Below are 15,461 nucleotides of genomic sequence, written 5' to 3' on the forward strand. Positions count from 1 at the left end.
GGTCCATGACCAATGCTCCCGAAGGCGCCGCGGGCAGGCCGCCCGGCGTGCAGCTGGACGCCGTGCTCGAGCGGATCACCTACGCCAACGAGGAGACCGGCTACACCATCGCAAGGGTCGCCACCGAACGGTCGGGCACCGAGCTGCTGACCGTCGTCGGGCCGCTGCTCGGGGCGCAGGTGGGGGAGTCGCTGCGGCTCACCGGCCGCTGGGGCTCCCACCCCAAGTACGGCAGGCAGTTCGAGGTCTGGTCGTACACCACGGTCCTGCCGGCGACGATCCAGGGCATCCAGCGCTACCTCGGCTCCGGTCTCATCAAGGGCATCGGCCCGAAGATGGCCGAGCGGATCGTGGACCATTTCGGCACCGACACCCTGCGGGTGATCGAGGAGGAGCCCAAGCGCTTGGTCGAGGTCCCCGGACTCGGCCCCAAACGGACCAAGATGATCGCCGCCGCCTGGGAGGAACAGAAGATCATCAAAGAGGTGATGATCTTCCTTCAGGGCGTGGGCGTGTCCACCTCGATCGCCGTACGCATCTTCAAGCAGTACGGCGAGGAATCCATCGACGTGGTCCGCAAGGAGCCCTACCGCCTCGCCGACGACGTGTGGGGCATCGGGTTCAAGACCGCCGACACCATCGCGCAGGCCGTCGGCATCCCGCATGACAGCCCCGAGCGGGTCAAGGCCGGGCTTCGCTACACGCTGTCGCAGGCCGCCGACGACGGCCACTGCTTCCTGCCCGCTCCCAACCTGGTCGCCGACGCCGTCAAGATCCTGGAGGTGCCGCCCGACCTGACCAGCTCGTGCCTGGAGGAACTGGTCGCCGAGGAGGGCGTGGTCCGCGAGGAGGTCCCGGCCAGGGGAAACGGCGCGCAGAACGGCGACGACAGCGCGAACGAGGGCACCGTACCCGCGATCTACCTCGTCCCCTTCCACCGCGCCGAGCTGTCGCTGGCCGGCACGCTGCGCACTCTGCTGACCTCCGGCCGCGACCGGCTCGGGGCGTTCACCGACGTGGACTGGCCCGCCGCCCTCGACTGGCTGCGCGGCCGGACCGGCGCCGAGCTCGCGCCCGAGCAGGCCCAGGCCGTACGGCTCGCGCTGACCGAAAAGGTCGCCGTGCTCACCGGCGGTCCCGGCTGCGGCAAGAGCTTCACCGTGCGCTCGGTGGTGACCCTCGCCCGCGCGAAGCGGGCCAAGGTCATCCTCGCCGCCCCGACCGGCCGGGCGGCCAAGCGGCTGGCGGAGCTGACCGGCCACGAGGCCACCACCGTGCACCGGCTGCTCCAGCTGCGCCCCGGCGGTGACGCCACCTTCGACCGCGACAACCCCCTCGACGCCGACCTGGTCGTGGTGGACGAGGCGTCCATGCTCGACCTGCTGCTGGCCAACAAGCTCGCCAAGGCCGTGGCCCCGGGAGCGCACCTGCTGTTCGTCGGCGACGTCGACCAGCTTCCCTCGGTCGGAGCCGGAGAGGTGCTGCGCGACCTGCTGGCCGCCCCCGACATCCCCCGGGTGCGCCTGACGCAGATCTTCCGCCAGGCGCAGGAGTCGGGCGTGGTCGTCAACGCCCACCGCGTCAACACCGGGCAGCACCCCCTGGTGCGGGAGTTCCCCGACTTCTTCCTGTTCCCCTGCGAGGAACCCGAGGAGATCGCCGCCCTGACCGTGGACGTGGTGGCCCGGCGCATCCCGAGCAAGTTCGGGCTCAACCCGCGCAGGGACGTGCAGGTGCTCGCGCCCATGCACCGCGGCGCGGCCGGCGCCGGCGCGCTCAACACCGCCCTGCAGGAGGCGCTGACCCCCGCCCGCGAGGGCATGCCGGAGCGACGGTACGGCGGCCGGGTCTTCCGCGTCGGAGACAAGGTCACCCAGCTGCGCAACAACTACGACAAGGGCGCCGCGGGGGTGTTCAACGGCACGGTCGGCGTGGTCACCGCCATCACCCCCGAGGAGAGCAAGCTGACCGTGCTGACCGACGAGGACGAGAACATCGACTACTCCTTCGACGAGCTCGACGAACTCGCCCACGCCTACGCGGTCAGCATCCACCGCTCCCAGGGCAGCGAGTATCCGGCCGTGGTCATCCCGCTGGCCACCAGCGCCTGGATGATGCTGCAGCGCAACCTGCTCTACACCGCCATCACCCGGGCCAAGAAGCTCGTGGTCATCGTCGGATCACGGCGGGCGCTCGGCCAGGCGGTGCGCACGAGAGGGGCGGGCCGCCGCCACACGGGGCTGACCCACCGCCTCCGCGTGCCCTGAACTTTCGTGCCCTGGCCGGCGCGCCCGCCCCGGCCCGCGTCAGTACTTGGAGACGTAGGTCACGAACGACGGCTGGTCGACCTGGGTGGTGCCCTTGTAGCAGACGACGTCACGCACGTAGACGTCGGCGCCGGAGGTCGTCCACAGCGTGAGCAGGTTGCAGTACTCCGGCCCGGGACCGTACGCCGTCACCTGCACGTTGTTGGGCGGCGACCCGACCCTGGGGAAGTACACCAGGCGCATGCCGGTCCCGGCCGTCCGCACCGTGTTGACCCCACTCTGGGAGTTGTAGTTGATCCCGGGAGGCACCGGCGCGTACGGCCCGGGGTTGGCCGGGGTGTTGTCGAAGGTGTAGGCGAACAGCTTCGGCGGCGCGAAGGCCCCGGTGATCGCCCGCTCGCGCTGGTAGGTGAGGGTCCAGCCGGTGTCGTACGGCTTGTCGGCCACGTCATGGCAGAGCACCTGGATCTTCTGCCCCGACGCCGCCCAGCTCCAGGCGCCCACCTTGCACCGCGCCGGCTTGCCCGAGTCGACCGCGGTGACCTGGATGTTCCCGGCCTGCACGGCGGAGCCGAGCCCGGGCAGCCAGACGGTCCAGTCTCCGGTGGTGTTGGGGAAGACGGCGTTCACGCCGAGCGCGGAGTTGTAGTCGGAGGCGATGGACGCACCGTCCCAGTAGACGTAGCCGTACGCCTGCGTCGCCGAGGCCAGCGCCCCGCTGCTGCTGGCGAAGACGATCGAGAAGCGCGCGTAGACGGGGGTTCCGCCGTACTTGTAGCAGCGCACCGCCACGATCTCGTCGGAGCCGGCCTGCCCCCACTTCTCGATCTGGCACCACTCGGCCGACTGCGAGATCGCGGTCACGTGCGCGATCCCCCCCTTGGGGATGCCGATCTTCGGGAACCGCACGAAGACCTCGCCCGTGCCGCCGGGCGAGACGCTGACCGTCGGCCCGGGCGCCCAGCTGCCCGCCTGGTAGGCCAGGTTCGGCACCCCGGAGGTGACGTCGACGTAGGCGAAGCCCCACACATCGGGAACCGCCGCGTTCGCGGCCCCCACCCCGGCGGTGGCGCCTGCGGCGACCATCGCACACAACAGTAGTAATCGAGTGACCACGGTTCGTAACAGGCGCATGCCGTCCTCCATCGCAGTGGTGCCCAGCGGGCGTGCAGATGTCGACGCCGGTGACCCGGCGCGTGGAACCCGTACGTCGGTGGAGCCGTGGATCACGCTCGGAAGGCAGGAGATCACATTCGCCCTCTCGCCCTGTGATAACCCGCCCGGCGATCGTTGAAAAGGCCCAAACACCCACAGGCCGCGCACCGGACGCATAAGCCTGAAACGTTCATGATTTGACCGGAACCGAAAGGTCGAGGCCCTAGCGTGCCGGGGAGACGGCGACCACCACGGAAGGGAGGAACGGGGCCGCCTTCACGCGCCCCCGGCCACCGATGACAGCAGATCCGCCTGCCGGGCAGGACCGGCGGCTCACGCGGCACGCGGATGTGCGCGCCGTGCTCGCCGATCCCCGCTTCCTCGTCCCGGCCGCCCCCGCCGCCCAGCCGGTCGCCGTACGACCGGGAACGGGGATGGCCTGGCTACGCGGAGCGGTCAGCAGGTTCAGCAACGGCGCCGAGCACACCCGCCGCCGCGCACGTGCCGTGGGGCTGCTCGACGCCCTCGACCCCGCACGGCTGCGCCGCGAAGCGTATGACAGGACGCGCGCCGAACTGGCGGGCCAGGCGCGCGTCGAGGTGATGACGAGGATCGCCCGCCGCGTCCCGGTCGGCGTCCTCGCCACACGGCTCGGCGTCCCCGAAGAGTGGAGGGAGGAGGTGGTCGCCGCGGTGACGGCCATGGCCGCCGCCTATCACCTCCCACTCGCCGCCGACGCCTCGCCCACCGGGGACGCCGCCGACGCGGCGGTGGGCGTGCTGGGGGCCGCCCTGGGAGTCGCGCTGGGCGAAGGGGAAGCGCCCGAGCCCGGCCTGCTGGCCGCCGTCGCCGGGGTGCTGATCCAGGCGTGCGACGCCACCGCCGGCCTGGTGGGCAACGCCCTCGCCGCCGTGACCCGCATGCCCGCCGACCCGGCCCTGCGGTGGCCGGTCGAGGTGCTGCTGGCCGAGACCCTGCGGTGGGACCCGCCCGTACGGCTCACGCGCCGCGTGGCCGCCGAGGACGCCATGGCCGGAACGGTTCCCGTGCCCGCGGGGGCCGTCCTCGTGCTGGACCTGGCGGCGGCCAAGCGGGATCCCGAGGTCTTCCCCGACCCGCACCGTTTCGACCCTTCGCGTTTCGACCCTGCCCGCTTCCGGCAGGGCCGCGGCGGAGGCGGCGGCCACCTGGGCTTCGGCGACGGGCTCAGGCCCTGCCCGGGAGAGCGGGCCGCGCTCGCCCTCGCGGCGGGAATCGTGGAGGCCGCTCTCGGCCACCGGCTCGCCGACCCCGAGATCCCGTACGAGCCGTCGCCGAACCTGCGCGTGCCCGCCCGGCTCTGCCTGCAGGACCCCGAGAGACTGCAGGCCCCAACGAACTGCAGGACCCGCGAGAGTGCGGAAGGACCTCGATGAGCACACACGCCGAGACGTTCCCTGCTCCGCACCCCGTGGATTCCCGTGCTCCGCACGCTGCCGACTCCCGCGCTCCGCACGCTGCCGATTTTCGTGCTCTGCACTATGCCCAGCGCCCTCTGGTGCTGCCCAACGCGTGGGATCACGCCTCGGCGGCCGTCCTGGCCGCCGCCGGGTTCGCCGCGATCGGCACCACGAGCCTCGGTGTCGCCGCGGCGGCGGGCAAGCCCGACGCGACCGGCGACACCGCGGCGGAGACGCTGGCGCTGGCCCGGCGGCTGACCGGGCTGCCGTGCCTGGTGTCGGTGGACATCGAGGGCGGCTTCGCGGACACGCCGCAGGGGGTGGCGGAGATCGCCGCCGAACTGGCCCGCATGGGCGTGGCCGGCGTCAACGTCGAGGACGGCCGGCCGGACGGGACGCTCGCCGACCTCGGCGAGCGGTGCGAGACGATCGCGGCCGTCAAGTCGAGGGCGCCCGGCCTGTTCGTCAACGCCCGCACCGACACCTACTGGCTGGGCGCAGGGGATCGGGATGCGACCCTCGCCCGGCTGCGGGCCTTCGCCGAGGCCGGAGCCGACGGGGTGTTCGTCCCGGGCGTCGCCGAGGCCGACGACGTGCGGGCGCTGGTGGACGCGGTCGACCTGCCGCTCAACGTGCTTTTCCTGCCCGGCCGCCACACGGTCGCCGGTCTGGCCGCGCTCGGCGTCCGCCGGATCAGCACCGGGTCGCTGCTGCTGCGGGCCGCCCTGCACGCGGTGACACAGACCGCCCGGGCGGTCGCCGCGGGCGAAGAGATCCCCGCCGGCCTTCCGTCGTACGCGGATGTGCAGGCCCTCGTCGCGGCGGACGCTGACTCGGTGCTTGATCAGTCTTGACCTGCACCTTACCGTCTTCTCAGACGAGTCCACCGGAGAAGCGACCGAAATGTGACCTAAGCACAGGAGAAAATGCCAACATAAGAGGCAACCCCGAATAAGGTCTTATGGTGCCCTTCGCGCTCATGGGGGAGTAGTTGTGCTGAGCACTGGAAGTCGTTCGAGGTGGCCGATCGCCGGAGTCGCCGTGGTGCTGACCGCGGCTCTGTCGGCATGCTCCGGCGGGTCGGACGCGCCAGGTTCGGCGGGCGGGGGTTCCGGTGACGCCGCGCCCGCCGTCCCGGCCCCCAAGATCGCGATCAGCCCGGCGACGGGCAGCGCGAAGGTGCGTCCCGACAAGACCGTGATCGTCACGGCCGCCGACGGCGAGCTGGAGGAGGTCACCGTCCAGGCGGGCGGCAAGAAGGTCGAGGGCGAGTTCGACCCCACCCACACCAAGTGGACCTCCAAGGAGCCGCTCAAGCCCTCCGCCAAGTACACCGTGTCGGCCAAGGCCACCGGCAAGGGCGGCCCGGCGACCGCGACCAGCAGCTTCACCACGCTCAAGCCAAAGGTCGGACTGGAGGTCGTGGACGTCACCCCCGGGATCAAGGGCGAGACGGTCGGCATCGGCATGCCGATCATGGTGCGGTTCAACGCGCCGGTGCAGGACAAGGCCGCCGTGGAGCAGGCCCTGGAGGTGGACGCGGAGAAGCCGGTCAAGGGCGCCTGGCGGTGGGTCGACGACAAATACGTGATCTACCGGACGGCCAAGTACTGGCCCGCGCACCAGAAGGTGAAGTTCACCGCGCACCTTACCGGCGTGAAGGCCGGGCCGAACACCTACGGCCTCGAGGACCACAGCACGACTATCAAGATCGGCGCGGCCTGGATCAGCTCGGTCAGCACCAGGACCCACATGATGGTGGTCCGGCGGGACGGCAAGGTCGTGCAGACCATGAAGATCAGCGCCGGCAAGGGGGACACCCGCGAGTACACCACCACCAGCGGCATCCACCTGACCATGGAACGAGGCAACCCGGTCACGATGATCTCGCCGGGCAAGAAGGAGGGCGACCCCGGGTACTACAAGGAGGTCGTCAACCACGCGGTGCGCATCTCCAACAGCGGGGAGTACGTCCACAGCGCGCCGTGGTCGGTCGGGTCCCAGGGCCGGGCCAACGTGAGCCACGGGTGCGTCAACGCCAGCCCCTCCCAGGCCAAGTGGTTCTACGACAACTTCCACCGGGGCGACATCGTCAAGATCGTCGGTACCAGCCGGATCCTGGAGTGGGACAACGGCTGGGGCTTCTGGCAGATGCCGTTCAGCAAGTGGAAGCAGGGCAGCGCCCTGGAATCGTGATCCCTCGATCGCATCGAGGAATTCCGAAACATCGGCGGGGGAGCTGTAGCCTGGGCTCATGGCGGAGACCGTGACCTCACCGGATCCCGGGCTGGTCGACGCGTTGCGTGCGCTGTCGAACCCGGTGCGGTTGCAGCTGCTGATGTGGCTGCGTGAGCCCGAGCGTCACTTCCCCTTGGAGGAGGCGATCGCGGATCCGGCGGAGGTCGGCGTGTGCGTGAGCCACATCCAGGCCAGGGCGGGCCTCGCGCAGTCGACGGTGTCGGCGTATATGGCCGAGCTGCAACGGGCGGGCCTGGTGAAGGCCACGCGGGTGGGCAAGTGGACCCACTACAGGCGCGACGAGCAGCGCATCGCCCAGCTCGTCGCCACTCTGGGAGAGACGCTCTAGAACCACGACGTCCCATGTCGGCCGATCTCGCGTTGCGCGTCATATCGAAAATCTGCGATAGTTCGATATGAGCAGAGCGGAGACGAGCGCGAGGAGATCACCGATGGGCGACCTCGACGGCCTGGACCTGGGCAGGTTCGGGATCTACACCTTCGACTTCGAGCACCAGCCGGCCGCGCGGATGCGCGAGTCGATACAGGAACTGGACGAGCGGGGATGGCCGGCGTTCTGGATCCCCGAGCTGGCGGGGCGTGAGGCGTTCACGCACGCCGGCTACCTGCTCTCCTCCACGCGGCGGATCACCGTCGTCAACGGCATCGCGCAGATCTGGCCGCGCGAGGCCCCCTGGGCGTACGGCGCCGCGCTGCTCCTGGCCGACGCCTACCCCGGGCGGCACGTGGTCGGCCTGGGATTCGGCGGCGTGCCTCGACCGGGGGTCACGCCGCTGGCGGCGATGGCCGGCTACCTCGACGAGATGGACGGGCTGACGACGTCAAACCCGCTGCCGCAGACGCCCCTGCGCCGCATTCTCGCGGCGTACGGGCCCAAGATGCTCGAACTGGCCCGAGACCGCTCCGCCGGCGCCCTCACCTATCACGTCACCGTGGCGCACACCGCAGGAGCGCGGGAGATCCTCGGGCCCGGCGCGTTCCTGGGCGTCGAGCACGCGGTGCTGTTCGAGGCCGACCCCGCGAGGGCCCGTGCGGCCGCCCGCGAGCACCTTCACCCCTACCTGAACACGCCGTACAACATCGCGAAGTTCCGGCGGCTGGGTTACACGGACGAGGAGATCACGGGCGGCGGCAGCGACCGCCTCGTCGACGACCTGGTGTTCTGGGGCGACCTCGACACCATCGTGGCCAAGCTCCGCGCCCACCTCGACGCCGGCGCCGACCACGTCGCGATCCAGGTCATCGGGATCGAGCCGGGGCGGTCCGCGATGCCGTACTGGCGGCTGCTGGGCGACGCGCTGCTGCCCGGTGACGCGCGCCGGGGAGCCGTCGTCCGGCCCACCGCGTGAGGAGAGGCTGCGGTCCTACTGGACGCCCCACTTCATGAGGGCGAAGGCGCCCACGATCTTCAGCGCGACGAGCGCGATGATCACGCAGAACACGATCAGCGCGGGGCGGTGCTCGAAGTGCTTGCCCTCCTTCAGCGGAGGGCGCTTGGCGACGCGCTCGGCGATGCGCTCTTCGATGGGTTTGCGGTGGAACATGCACGCACATTACCGCCCGCGTCGCTCGCGCCACCGCCATGTCGAGGCTTCCGGCCCCGCGTGGATCGGCGCCATCGCCCCCGGCGAGATGACGACGCCGGGCACCACGCTGATGGGCGCCGCGAGAGCCCGGATGTCCCCCGGGAGCCGGGAGGCGGGGACGAACCGTCATGCGGTCATGATCGGCAGACGCTGCCGGCCGGGGGCAGCGTCAGGTCGGTGAGGTAGCGGTCGGCGTGCTCGGTCATGCACCGGTGACCCGCCAGATACATGACATGGCCGGGGCCGTCGTAGCGGACGGAGACCGATCCGGGGATCTTGCGGGTCAGCGCCTCGGTCGTGGCGAAGTCGGTGTAACTGCCCAGGCCGAGCAGCGGCGGCAGCCCCGCGACCGGCAGCGGGCGAGGCGGGTTGGCGACCGGCTGCTTCCAGCCGGAGCAGACCAGAGACTCCCACAGGGAGCCGCCACCGAAGTCCGCGGAGATCCGCATCGCGTGGCGGCGTCCGCGGACGAGCTCGTCGTAGCCCTGGTAGCCCAGGGCGTCGGAGCAGCGGGCGGCCATGAAAGCCGGCATCGTCCAGGCCTGGGAGTTGTGCAGCGCCTGCTCGCCGAACCAGGTGAAATCGCCTCCGGCCGCCTTGGCGAGGGCGCCGGCCAGGGCCGGCCACGCCGCGGGCTGCGTCACGGTGCCGCCGAACATTTTCAGGTGCGTGTCGTCCATGGTGATCGTGCCGAGCCCGGGAGAGGTGACGGTGACCGGACGCCGGCTGACGGCTTTGACGAGCCGGCGCCAGAGCCCGCGGACGTCTCGCCCGTGCAGGGCACACGCTTTGTCGGACGCGCACCAGGCGGTGAACCGGGTGAGCGACTGGTCCACGGGTGGGAGCATCGAGCGTTCCAGCGCGAACGGTCCACCGCTGTGGTCGACCACGCCGTCCAGGACCATGGCTCGCACGCGCCGGGGATACAGCCGGGCGTAGGCCGTGGCCGGAACCCCGCCGTAGGACCAGCCCAGCAGGCTCAGCTTCTCCTCGCCCGCGAATTCGCGGACGGCATCCATGTCCCGGGCGACCGACAAGGAGTCCAGGTGGTCCACCAGGCCGGTGGTGTCGTCGGCGCGGCACCGCCGCACCGCCTCGTCCAGGGCGCCGGCCTGGGCGCGGTATCGCGTGCGGGTCCGTACGGCCGAGACGGCCTTCAGGCCGGGCCGTACGCACGACGGCGGCAGGATGGAGCGCATCGCGTTGCCGGACCGCGGGTCGTAGGCGACGACGTCGAACCGCCGGCGCAGGGCCGCGAACGAGGTGGTGGATTCCTTGAGCACCGGGATCCCGTCCTCGCCGGGGCCGCCGGGGACGATGAGCACGGTGCCGATGCGGCGGGCCGGGGTGGTGGCCGGGAGCCGGGCCAGGTTCAGTGTGATCGCCGGTCCGGCCGGGCGCCGCCAGTCGACCGGCACCGTGGTCGTGGCGCACTGCATGCCCGGCGGGATGTCGTCTCCCCGGCAGGTCCTCCATGCCGCCGGGGCTGCGGCGTGTGCCGGGACCGGCGGGGACATCCCCGCCACGGCGACCAGCGCCAGGCACCCGGCCGGTGATCTGCGGAGCATCGTGATCTGCATGCCATCAGCCTGACCCGCGAAAACGCCCGGTTCCTCCTGCGTGGGAACGCCCTTCGTTCTGGGAGTGCGGTCCGCAGGCGCGCCCGTCTGGGAGCCTGCTCCCAGGCGTCAACCGCCGGGAGTGACGAGCCCGCTCTCGTAGGCGGTGATCACGGCCTGAGCCCGATCACGGGCGCCGATCTTGGAGAACAGGCCGGTGACGTGGTTCTTCACGGTCGAGGGCGTCACGCCGAGCATGTCGCCGATCTCGGTGTTGGAGCAACCCCGGGCGATCAGGACCAGCACCTGGCGCTCCCGCTCGGTCAGGGCGGGCAGCCGTCCGGGCGCCGTCGCGAAACGCGGGCGCTCGGCGCGGACGAACGTGCCGATCAGCCGGGTCAGCAGCCGCGGCGCGACCACCGCCTCACCCCGGTGCACCACGCGGACGCCTCCGGCCAGGTCCTCCGCGGAGGCGTCCTTGGCCAGGAAGCCCGAGGCCCCGGCCCGCAGCGCGTCGACGACGTACTCGTCCAGGTCGAAGGTGCTCAGCGCCAGCACCCGGACTCCGGGCAGCTCGGTGGTGATCGTCCTGGTGGCGGTGATGCCGTCGGCTTCCGGCATGTGCAGGTCCATCAGCACCACGTCCGGCCGCAACTCGCGGGCACGGCGCACCGCTTCCCGGCCGTCGCCGGCCTCGCCCGCCACGATCATGTCGTCCTGGGCGTCCAGGATCATGCGCAGACCCGCGCGGACCAGCGCGTGGTCGTCGACGACCAACGTCGTGATCATGCCTTCTCCCTCGGCGTGGCGGGGGCGGGAAGGGACGCGTGCACCTCGAAACCTCCTTCAGGCCGGGGTGCGGCCCGCAGCCGCCCGCCGCAGGCCGCCGCCCGCTCAGCCATGCCGGCCAGCCCGGAACCGTCTCCTGCGGTGGCCGCGCCGTGACCGTCGTCGCGTACGGTCACCTCCACCTGCCCGGACGTGTAGGCGATCAGGACGCTCACCCGTGCACCGCCCGCGTGCTTGCGCACGTTGGTCAACGCCTCCTGCACGATCCGGTAGAGCGCATGGTCGGTCGCGGTCTCCAACTCCACCGGATCGCCGCACACCCGCATCTCCACCGGCAGGCCGGCGTCCCGGACTCTGGCGATCAGATCCGGCAGGGCGGCCGCGCCGTGCCCGGCGGAGTGCCCGGCGGAGTGCTCGCCGGGAGCGTCGTCGGCGCGCAGCACGTGCAGCAGGCGGCGCATCTCCGCCATGGCCTCGCGACCGGTCCGCTCAGCGGTCAGCAACGTGTCCCCGGCCTGCTCCGGATCCCGGGTCATGGTCGTGCGCGCCGCGCCGACCAGCAGATTCATCGTGCTGATGTGATGGGCCACCACGTCATGCATCTCGCGTGCGATCCGGCGGCGCTCGGCGCGTACCGCTTCCCGAGCCTGCTCGGCCCTGGACCGGTCGCTCAACTCCCGGCGCAAGCGCATCAGATGGCCGAGCCCGACCGCGGCCACGGCCCCCAAGGTGCCCGCCGGCGGCCGGGTGCCGGCGGCGAGCACCTGGACGGTGACGGTGACGGCGAGATCGGCCGCCGCCGCCGTGATCCAGGCCCGGCGCGGTGCGCCGTACCGGCCTGCGGCGTAGAGGGCGCACAGTGCGGCCGGGGCGGCCCAGGCCGGGTGACCGGCCACGATGGTCGTCAGATGGCAGGCCATCGTGATCGCCGCGACGGTGCAGGGCCGTTTCCGGCGCCACAGCAGCGTCCCCGAGGCGACGGTGTCGGCCATCACGATAACGGGCAGGGGCAGGGGCACACCGGCGGAGACGGCGAACACCGCCTGGAACGCCCAGACGGACAACACCGGCAGAACGTCGGTGTGGTGCTGCCTGCGGAGGCGCGGCAACACCACCGCCGGACAATCCATGATCGGATCGTAGAGGACGGGCGTGACGTCCGTGCCCTCTCCGCCCGCCGTTGACATTATGCAGGCAGATGCCTGCATAATTCGGGGGTGACGTTCGACGCGACGCAGATGGATGTGGTCTTCAAGGCGCTGGCCGATCCCACCCGGCGACTGCTGCTCGACCGTCTGCGCGAGCACAACGGTCAGACGCTGCGTGAGCTGTGCGAACGCCTGAACATGGCGCGCCAGTCGGCGACGCAGCATCTCGACGTCCTCGAACGGGCCAGTCTCGTCACCGTCGTGCGGCGCGGGCGGGAACGACTTCACTACCTCAATCCCGTGCCGATCCACGAGATCGAGCAGCGATGGATCGCGGAGTTCGACAGGCCCCGTCTGCATGCGATCAGTGCCATCAAGAATCAGGCAGAGGAGCACGCCATGAGCGACGGACCCGCGTCCGTGCCGACCTACGTCTATGTCACCTACATCCGCGCGAGCGCGGAGCAGGTGTGGCAGGCGCTGACGAGCGCGGACCTGACAGCGCGTTACTGGGGGCACGCCAACGTCTCGGACTGGCGGCCGGGCTCTACCTGGGAGCACCGGCGCGTCGACGGGTCAGGCGCCGTCGACGTCGCCGGCCGGGTGATCGAGGCCACACCCCCGACGCGCCTGGCCATCACCTTCGACGACGCCGCCGCACCCGGAACGACGCGAGAAGCCTCGGTCGTCACCTTCGTGGTCGAACCTCACCAGGACATCGTCCGCCTCACCGTGACCCACGAGAAGCTCGCCGACCAGACGGCGCTCGACGCGATCTCACACGGATGGCCGGCCGTGCTGGCCAACCTCAAGTCGCTGCTCGAGACCGGCGACGTCCTCCCGCAGGCGCCGTGGGAGATGTCGCACGAGCACGCCTGAGCCGGCGCCTGCCGCGCCCCCGGCCGGTCAGCCGCCGAGCCCGAGCCGTACGGCCCGCGCGAGAGGGGTGGCGTCGCCGAGGGCCAGCGGCTCGGTCAGGGAGATCGGGATCTGGGACATGAAGCGCGGCCGCGTGCCGTGGTGGGGCTGGGCGGCGTGCACGAGGTGCGGGTGGCACAGGTAGACGTCGCCGGGCAGTCCCGTGGCGTAGATCTCGGGGCGGTGCGCGGTCGCCTCGTCCAGCACGGGGCCGGAGGCGAAGAACTCCAGTCCCTGCTCACCGTACGGTTCCAGGACGCGGACGGTGTCGAGGTGGGAGCCGGCCCTGATGCGGGTCGGCGCGTCGTCGGGACCGACCTCGGACAGCAGGACCAGCACGAGCATCGTGTGGGACCTGAGCGTGACGATCCCCCAGGCCCCGGCCGGGCCGGGGTCGTTCTGGTCGATGTGCCAGCCGGTGTCCCCGGCGTCGGAGGGGTGGGGGAAGCGGACCGGCGTGTTGCCGATCGTGCCGCGCGGCACCCAGCCGCCCTTGCCTGCGACCAGGTCCAGCGCCTCGATCAGGCGCGGGCTCCGCATCGCCTCGCCGGACGGACCCTGCCCCGTCGGGTCGGGGACCGCCCACACCACCGGCTGCGTCCAGTCCTCCGGCCGGTCGGGAGACAACTCGATCTGCCGCCACAGCTGATCCCTGATGCGGTCGCCGGTCTCGCGCGGGAACGCCTCCTCCACCTTGAGGAAGCCCTCGGTGACGAAGCGGTCGAGTTCGGCATCGGTGATTGCAGCCATGGCCGGACGGTAGCGATCTCCGGCGCCGGGTGTCGATCGATTTACCCGGCGCCTCCTGGTCATCGCCCACGACCACCCCGGCGGGGAAGGGCGACGGCGGCCGGCGCCCCGCCCGGCTCACCAGGTCTTGCCGGCCTGCTCCCGGACCGTGTGGTTGATCCGGTTGAAGAAGTTGGTGATTGCGATGTTGAGGGTGATCGCGGACATCTGCTTCTCGTCGAAGTGGGTGGCTGCGGCGTCCCAGATCTCGTCGGTCACGCCCGGCGCGCCGTCCTGGATCCGGGTGGCGGCCTCGGCCAGCGCGAGCGCCGCCCGCTCCGCCTCGGTGAAGAACGGCGTCTCCCGCCACGCGACCACGTTGTGCAGCCGCTCGTCGGTCTCCCCGCGCTTCTTCGCCGACGCGACCCCCGCGAACACGCACGGGGCGCATCCGTTGATCTGGCTGGCGCGCAGGTGAACCAGCTCGAGCACGAGCGGGTCGGCTCCCGCCGCGTACACAGCCTTGGTGAGCTGCTGGATCGCCGCGATCACGTCGGGATTCGCCGGGCTCTTCATACGTGCTTCCATCGGTGGTGCTCCTTCATCGGTTACCTCGGCCCGTCCGGGCCCGTCATCCCCATGACGGAGCGGATTCGAGGAAGGTAACAACATGTCCGGCACCAGCCCGACCGACCCGGTGGCCGAGGCGTTCGAGGCCCAGCGCGACCGCCTGCGCGCGGTCGCCTACCGCATGCTCGGATCGCACGCCGACGCCGAGGACGTGGTCCAGGAGGCCTGGCTGCGCGTCTCCCGCCAGGACACGGCGACCATCGACAACCTCGCCGGCTGGCTGACCACCGTGGTCGGCCGGATCAGCCTCGACGTCCTGCGATCGCGGCAGGCCCGCCCCGAGGCGTCCTACGACGACCGGCTGCCCGAGCTGGTGGTGACGGTCGACAACGGCCCCGCGCCGGAGGACGACGTGGTGCTCGCCGACTCGGTCGGGCTCGCGCTCCTGGTCGTCCTCGACTCGCTCGGGCCGAGCGAGCGGCTGGCGTTCGTGCTGCACGACCTGTTCGCCGTGCCGTTCGCCGAGATCGGCCGGATCCTCGGCAGATCCGCGGACGCCACGAAGATGCTCGCCAGCCGCGCCCGCAGGAAGGTGCGGGCGACCGAGCGCCCGGCGGCCGCCGGACGGGAGCAGCGCGAGGTGGTCCAGGCCTTCCTGGCGGCGGCACACCGCGGCGACTTCGAAGGGCTGCTGCGCGTGCTCGACCCCGAGGTGAAGCTGACCGCCGACACCCCCGGCGGCATGGTCGTCACCCTGGGCGCCACCGCGGTCGCCGCCGGCGCACGGCTGGGCGGCGGCCTGGCCGTACGGACGCGGGCGGTGCTCGTCAACGGCCTTCCCGGAATCGTGTCCTGGCGCGATGACGGCACCCCGCTCTCGGTCGTCGCGTTCACCGTCGCCGACGGCCGGATCACCGGCATCGCGGTCGTGGCCGACCCGGTCAGGCTCGCGGCGATGGACCTGCCGGATCCGGGGTGAGTCACCGCGGAAACCGGCTCCGCGTCCGGTCCGCGCTCTTCAGGCACCCTCGCGCTCGGGCGG

15 protein-coding genes are annotated in these 15,461 nt (G+C 71.5%); 8 read left to right on the top strand and 7 right to left on the bottom strand.

Annotated elements, in window-relative coordinates; translation table 11 throughout:
- The first annotated feature begins 5 nt into the window (after positions 1-5).
- Positions 6-2,267 (top strand): ATP-dependent RecD-like DNA helicase, encoded by a 2,262-nt coding sequence (locus AB0O28_RS08900; RefSeq protein WP_363637894.1) that lies wholly within the window; start codon positions 6-8, stop codon positions 2,265-2,267.
- A gap of 39 nt (positions 2,268-2,306) precedes the next feature.
- On the opposite strand, the gene AB0O28_RS08905 is transcribed toward AB0O28_RS08900, so the two are convergent.
- On the bottom strand, positions 2,307-3,353 hold the full coding sequence (locus tag AB0O28_RS08905; protein WP_363637896.1) for a hypothetical protein: 1,047 nt from the start codon (positions 3,351-3,353) through the stop codon (positions 2,307-2,309).
- Positions 3,354-3,718: 365 nt separating this feature from the next.
- Between AB0O28_RS08905 and AB0O28_RS08910 the strand changes: the two genes are divergently transcribed.
- The 5 genes from AB0O28_RS08910 (at position 3,719) to AB0O28_RS08930 (ending at position 8,469) form a co-directional block, all read left to right on the top strand.
- On the top strand, positions 3,719-4,837 hold the full coding sequence (locus tag AB0O28_RS08910; RefSeq protein WP_363637898.1) for a cytochrome P450: 1,119 nt from the start codon (positions 3,719-3,721) through the stop codon (positions 4,835-4,837).
- 35 nt (positions 4,838-4,872) lie between these two features.
- Positions 4,873-5,715, top strand: a complete 843-nt coding sequence (locus AB0O28_RS08915; RefSeq protein WP_363638398.1) for an isocitrate lyase/phosphoenolpyruvate mutase family protein — start codon at positions 4,873-4,875, stop codon at positions 5,713-5,715.
- Positions 5,716-5,854: 139 nt separating this feature from the next.
- Positions 5,855-7,057 carry an Ig-like domain-containing protein gene (locus AB0O28_RS08920; RefSeq protein ID WP_363637900.1) on the top strand — a complete coding sequence of 401 codons (1,203 nt, stop codon included), beginning with the start codon at positions 5,855-5,857 and terminating at the stop codon, positions 7,055-7,057.
- Between the two features lie 58 nt (positions 7,058-7,115).
- Positions 7,116-7,448, top strand: coding sequence for a metalloregulator ArsR/SmtB family transcription factor (locus AB0O28_RS08925; RefSeq protein ID WP_363637902.1), 333 nt, complete (start codon positions 7,116-7,118; stop codon positions 7,446-7,448).
- Between the two features lie 103 nt (positions 7,449-7,551).
- Entirely contained in the window at positions 7,552-8,469 is a 918-nt protein-coding gene (locus AB0O28_RS08930) for a TIGR03620 family F420-dependent LLM class oxidoreductase (protein WP_363637904.1), read from the top strand.
- A gap of 15 nt (positions 8,470-8,484) precedes the next feature.
- Here AB0O28_RS08930 and AB0O28_RS08935 read toward each other — a convergent pair whose 3' ends face one another.
- From AB0O28_RS08935 to AB0O28_RS08950, 4 genes are all read right to left on the bottom strand, one after another.
- Positions 8,485-8,664 (bottom strand): hypothetical protein, encoded by a 180-nt coding sequence (locus AB0O28_RS08935; RefSeq protein WP_363637906.1) that lies wholly within the window; start codon positions 8,662-8,664, stop codon positions 8,485-8,487.
- A 176-nt stretch (positions 8,665-8,840) separates the two neighbouring features.
- Positions 8,841-10,286, bottom strand: coding sequence for an alpha/beta fold hydrolase (locus AB0O28_RS08940; protein ID WP_363637908.1), 1,446 nt, complete (start codon positions 10,284-10,286; stop codon positions 8,841-8,843).
- Between the two features lie 108 nt (positions 10,287-10,394).
- Positions 10,395-11,054: a response regulator transcription factor gene (locus tag AB0O28_RS08945; RefSeq protein WP_363637910.1), complete on the bottom strand. Its 660-nt coding sequence runs from the start codon at positions 11,052-11,054 to the stop codon at positions 10,395-10,397.
- A complete protein-coding gene (locus AB0O28_RS08950; protein ID WP_363637912.1) occupies positions 11,051-12,184 on the bottom strand; it encodes a histidine kinase in 1,134 nt (377 codons plus the stop codon). Before AB0O28_RS08950 ends, AB0O28_RS08945 begins: the two co-directional genes overlap by 4 nt.
- 87 nt (positions 12,185-12,271) lie before the next feature.
- Here AB0O28_RS08950 and AB0O28_RS08955 point away from each other — a divergent pair, with 87 nt between their 5' ends.
- Positions 12,272-13,081, top strand: a complete 810-nt coding sequence (locus tag AB0O28_RS08955; protein ID WP_363637914.1) for a metalloregulator ArsR/SmtB family transcription factor — start codon at positions 12,272-12,274, stop codon at positions 13,079-13,081.
- Between the two features lie 27 nt (positions 13,082-13,108).
- On the opposite strand, the gene AB0O28_RS08960 is transcribed toward AB0O28_RS08955, so the two are convergent.
- Positions 13,109-13,870, bottom strand: coding sequence for a phytanoyl-CoA dioxygenase family protein (locus tag AB0O28_RS08960; protein ID WP_363637916.1), 762 nt, complete (start codon positions 13,868-13,870; stop codon positions 13,109-13,111).
- Between the two features lie 117 nt (positions 13,871-13,987).
- Positions 13,988-14,437: a carboxymuconolactone decarboxylase family protein gene (locus AB0O28_RS08965; RefSeq protein ID WP_363637918.1), complete on the bottom strand. Its 450-nt coding sequence runs from the start codon at positions 14,435-14,437 to the stop codon at positions 13,988-13,990.
- A gap of 82 nt (positions 14,438-14,519) precedes the next feature.
- On the opposite strand from AB0O28_RS08965, the gene AB0O28_RS08970 reads away from it, so the two are divergent.
- On the top strand, positions 14,520-15,398 hold the full coding sequence (locus AB0O28_RS08970) for a sigma-70 family RNA polymerase sigma factor (protein ID WP_363637920.1): 879 nt from the start codon (positions 14,520-14,522) through the stop codon (positions 15,396-15,398).
- Positions 15,399-15,461 lie beyond the last annotated feature (63 nt).

It is taken from the genome of Microbispora sp. NPDC088329 (assembly GCF_040685655.1).
GTDB lineage: Bacteria > Actinomycetota > Actinomycetes > Streptosporangiales > Streptosporangiaceae > Microbispora.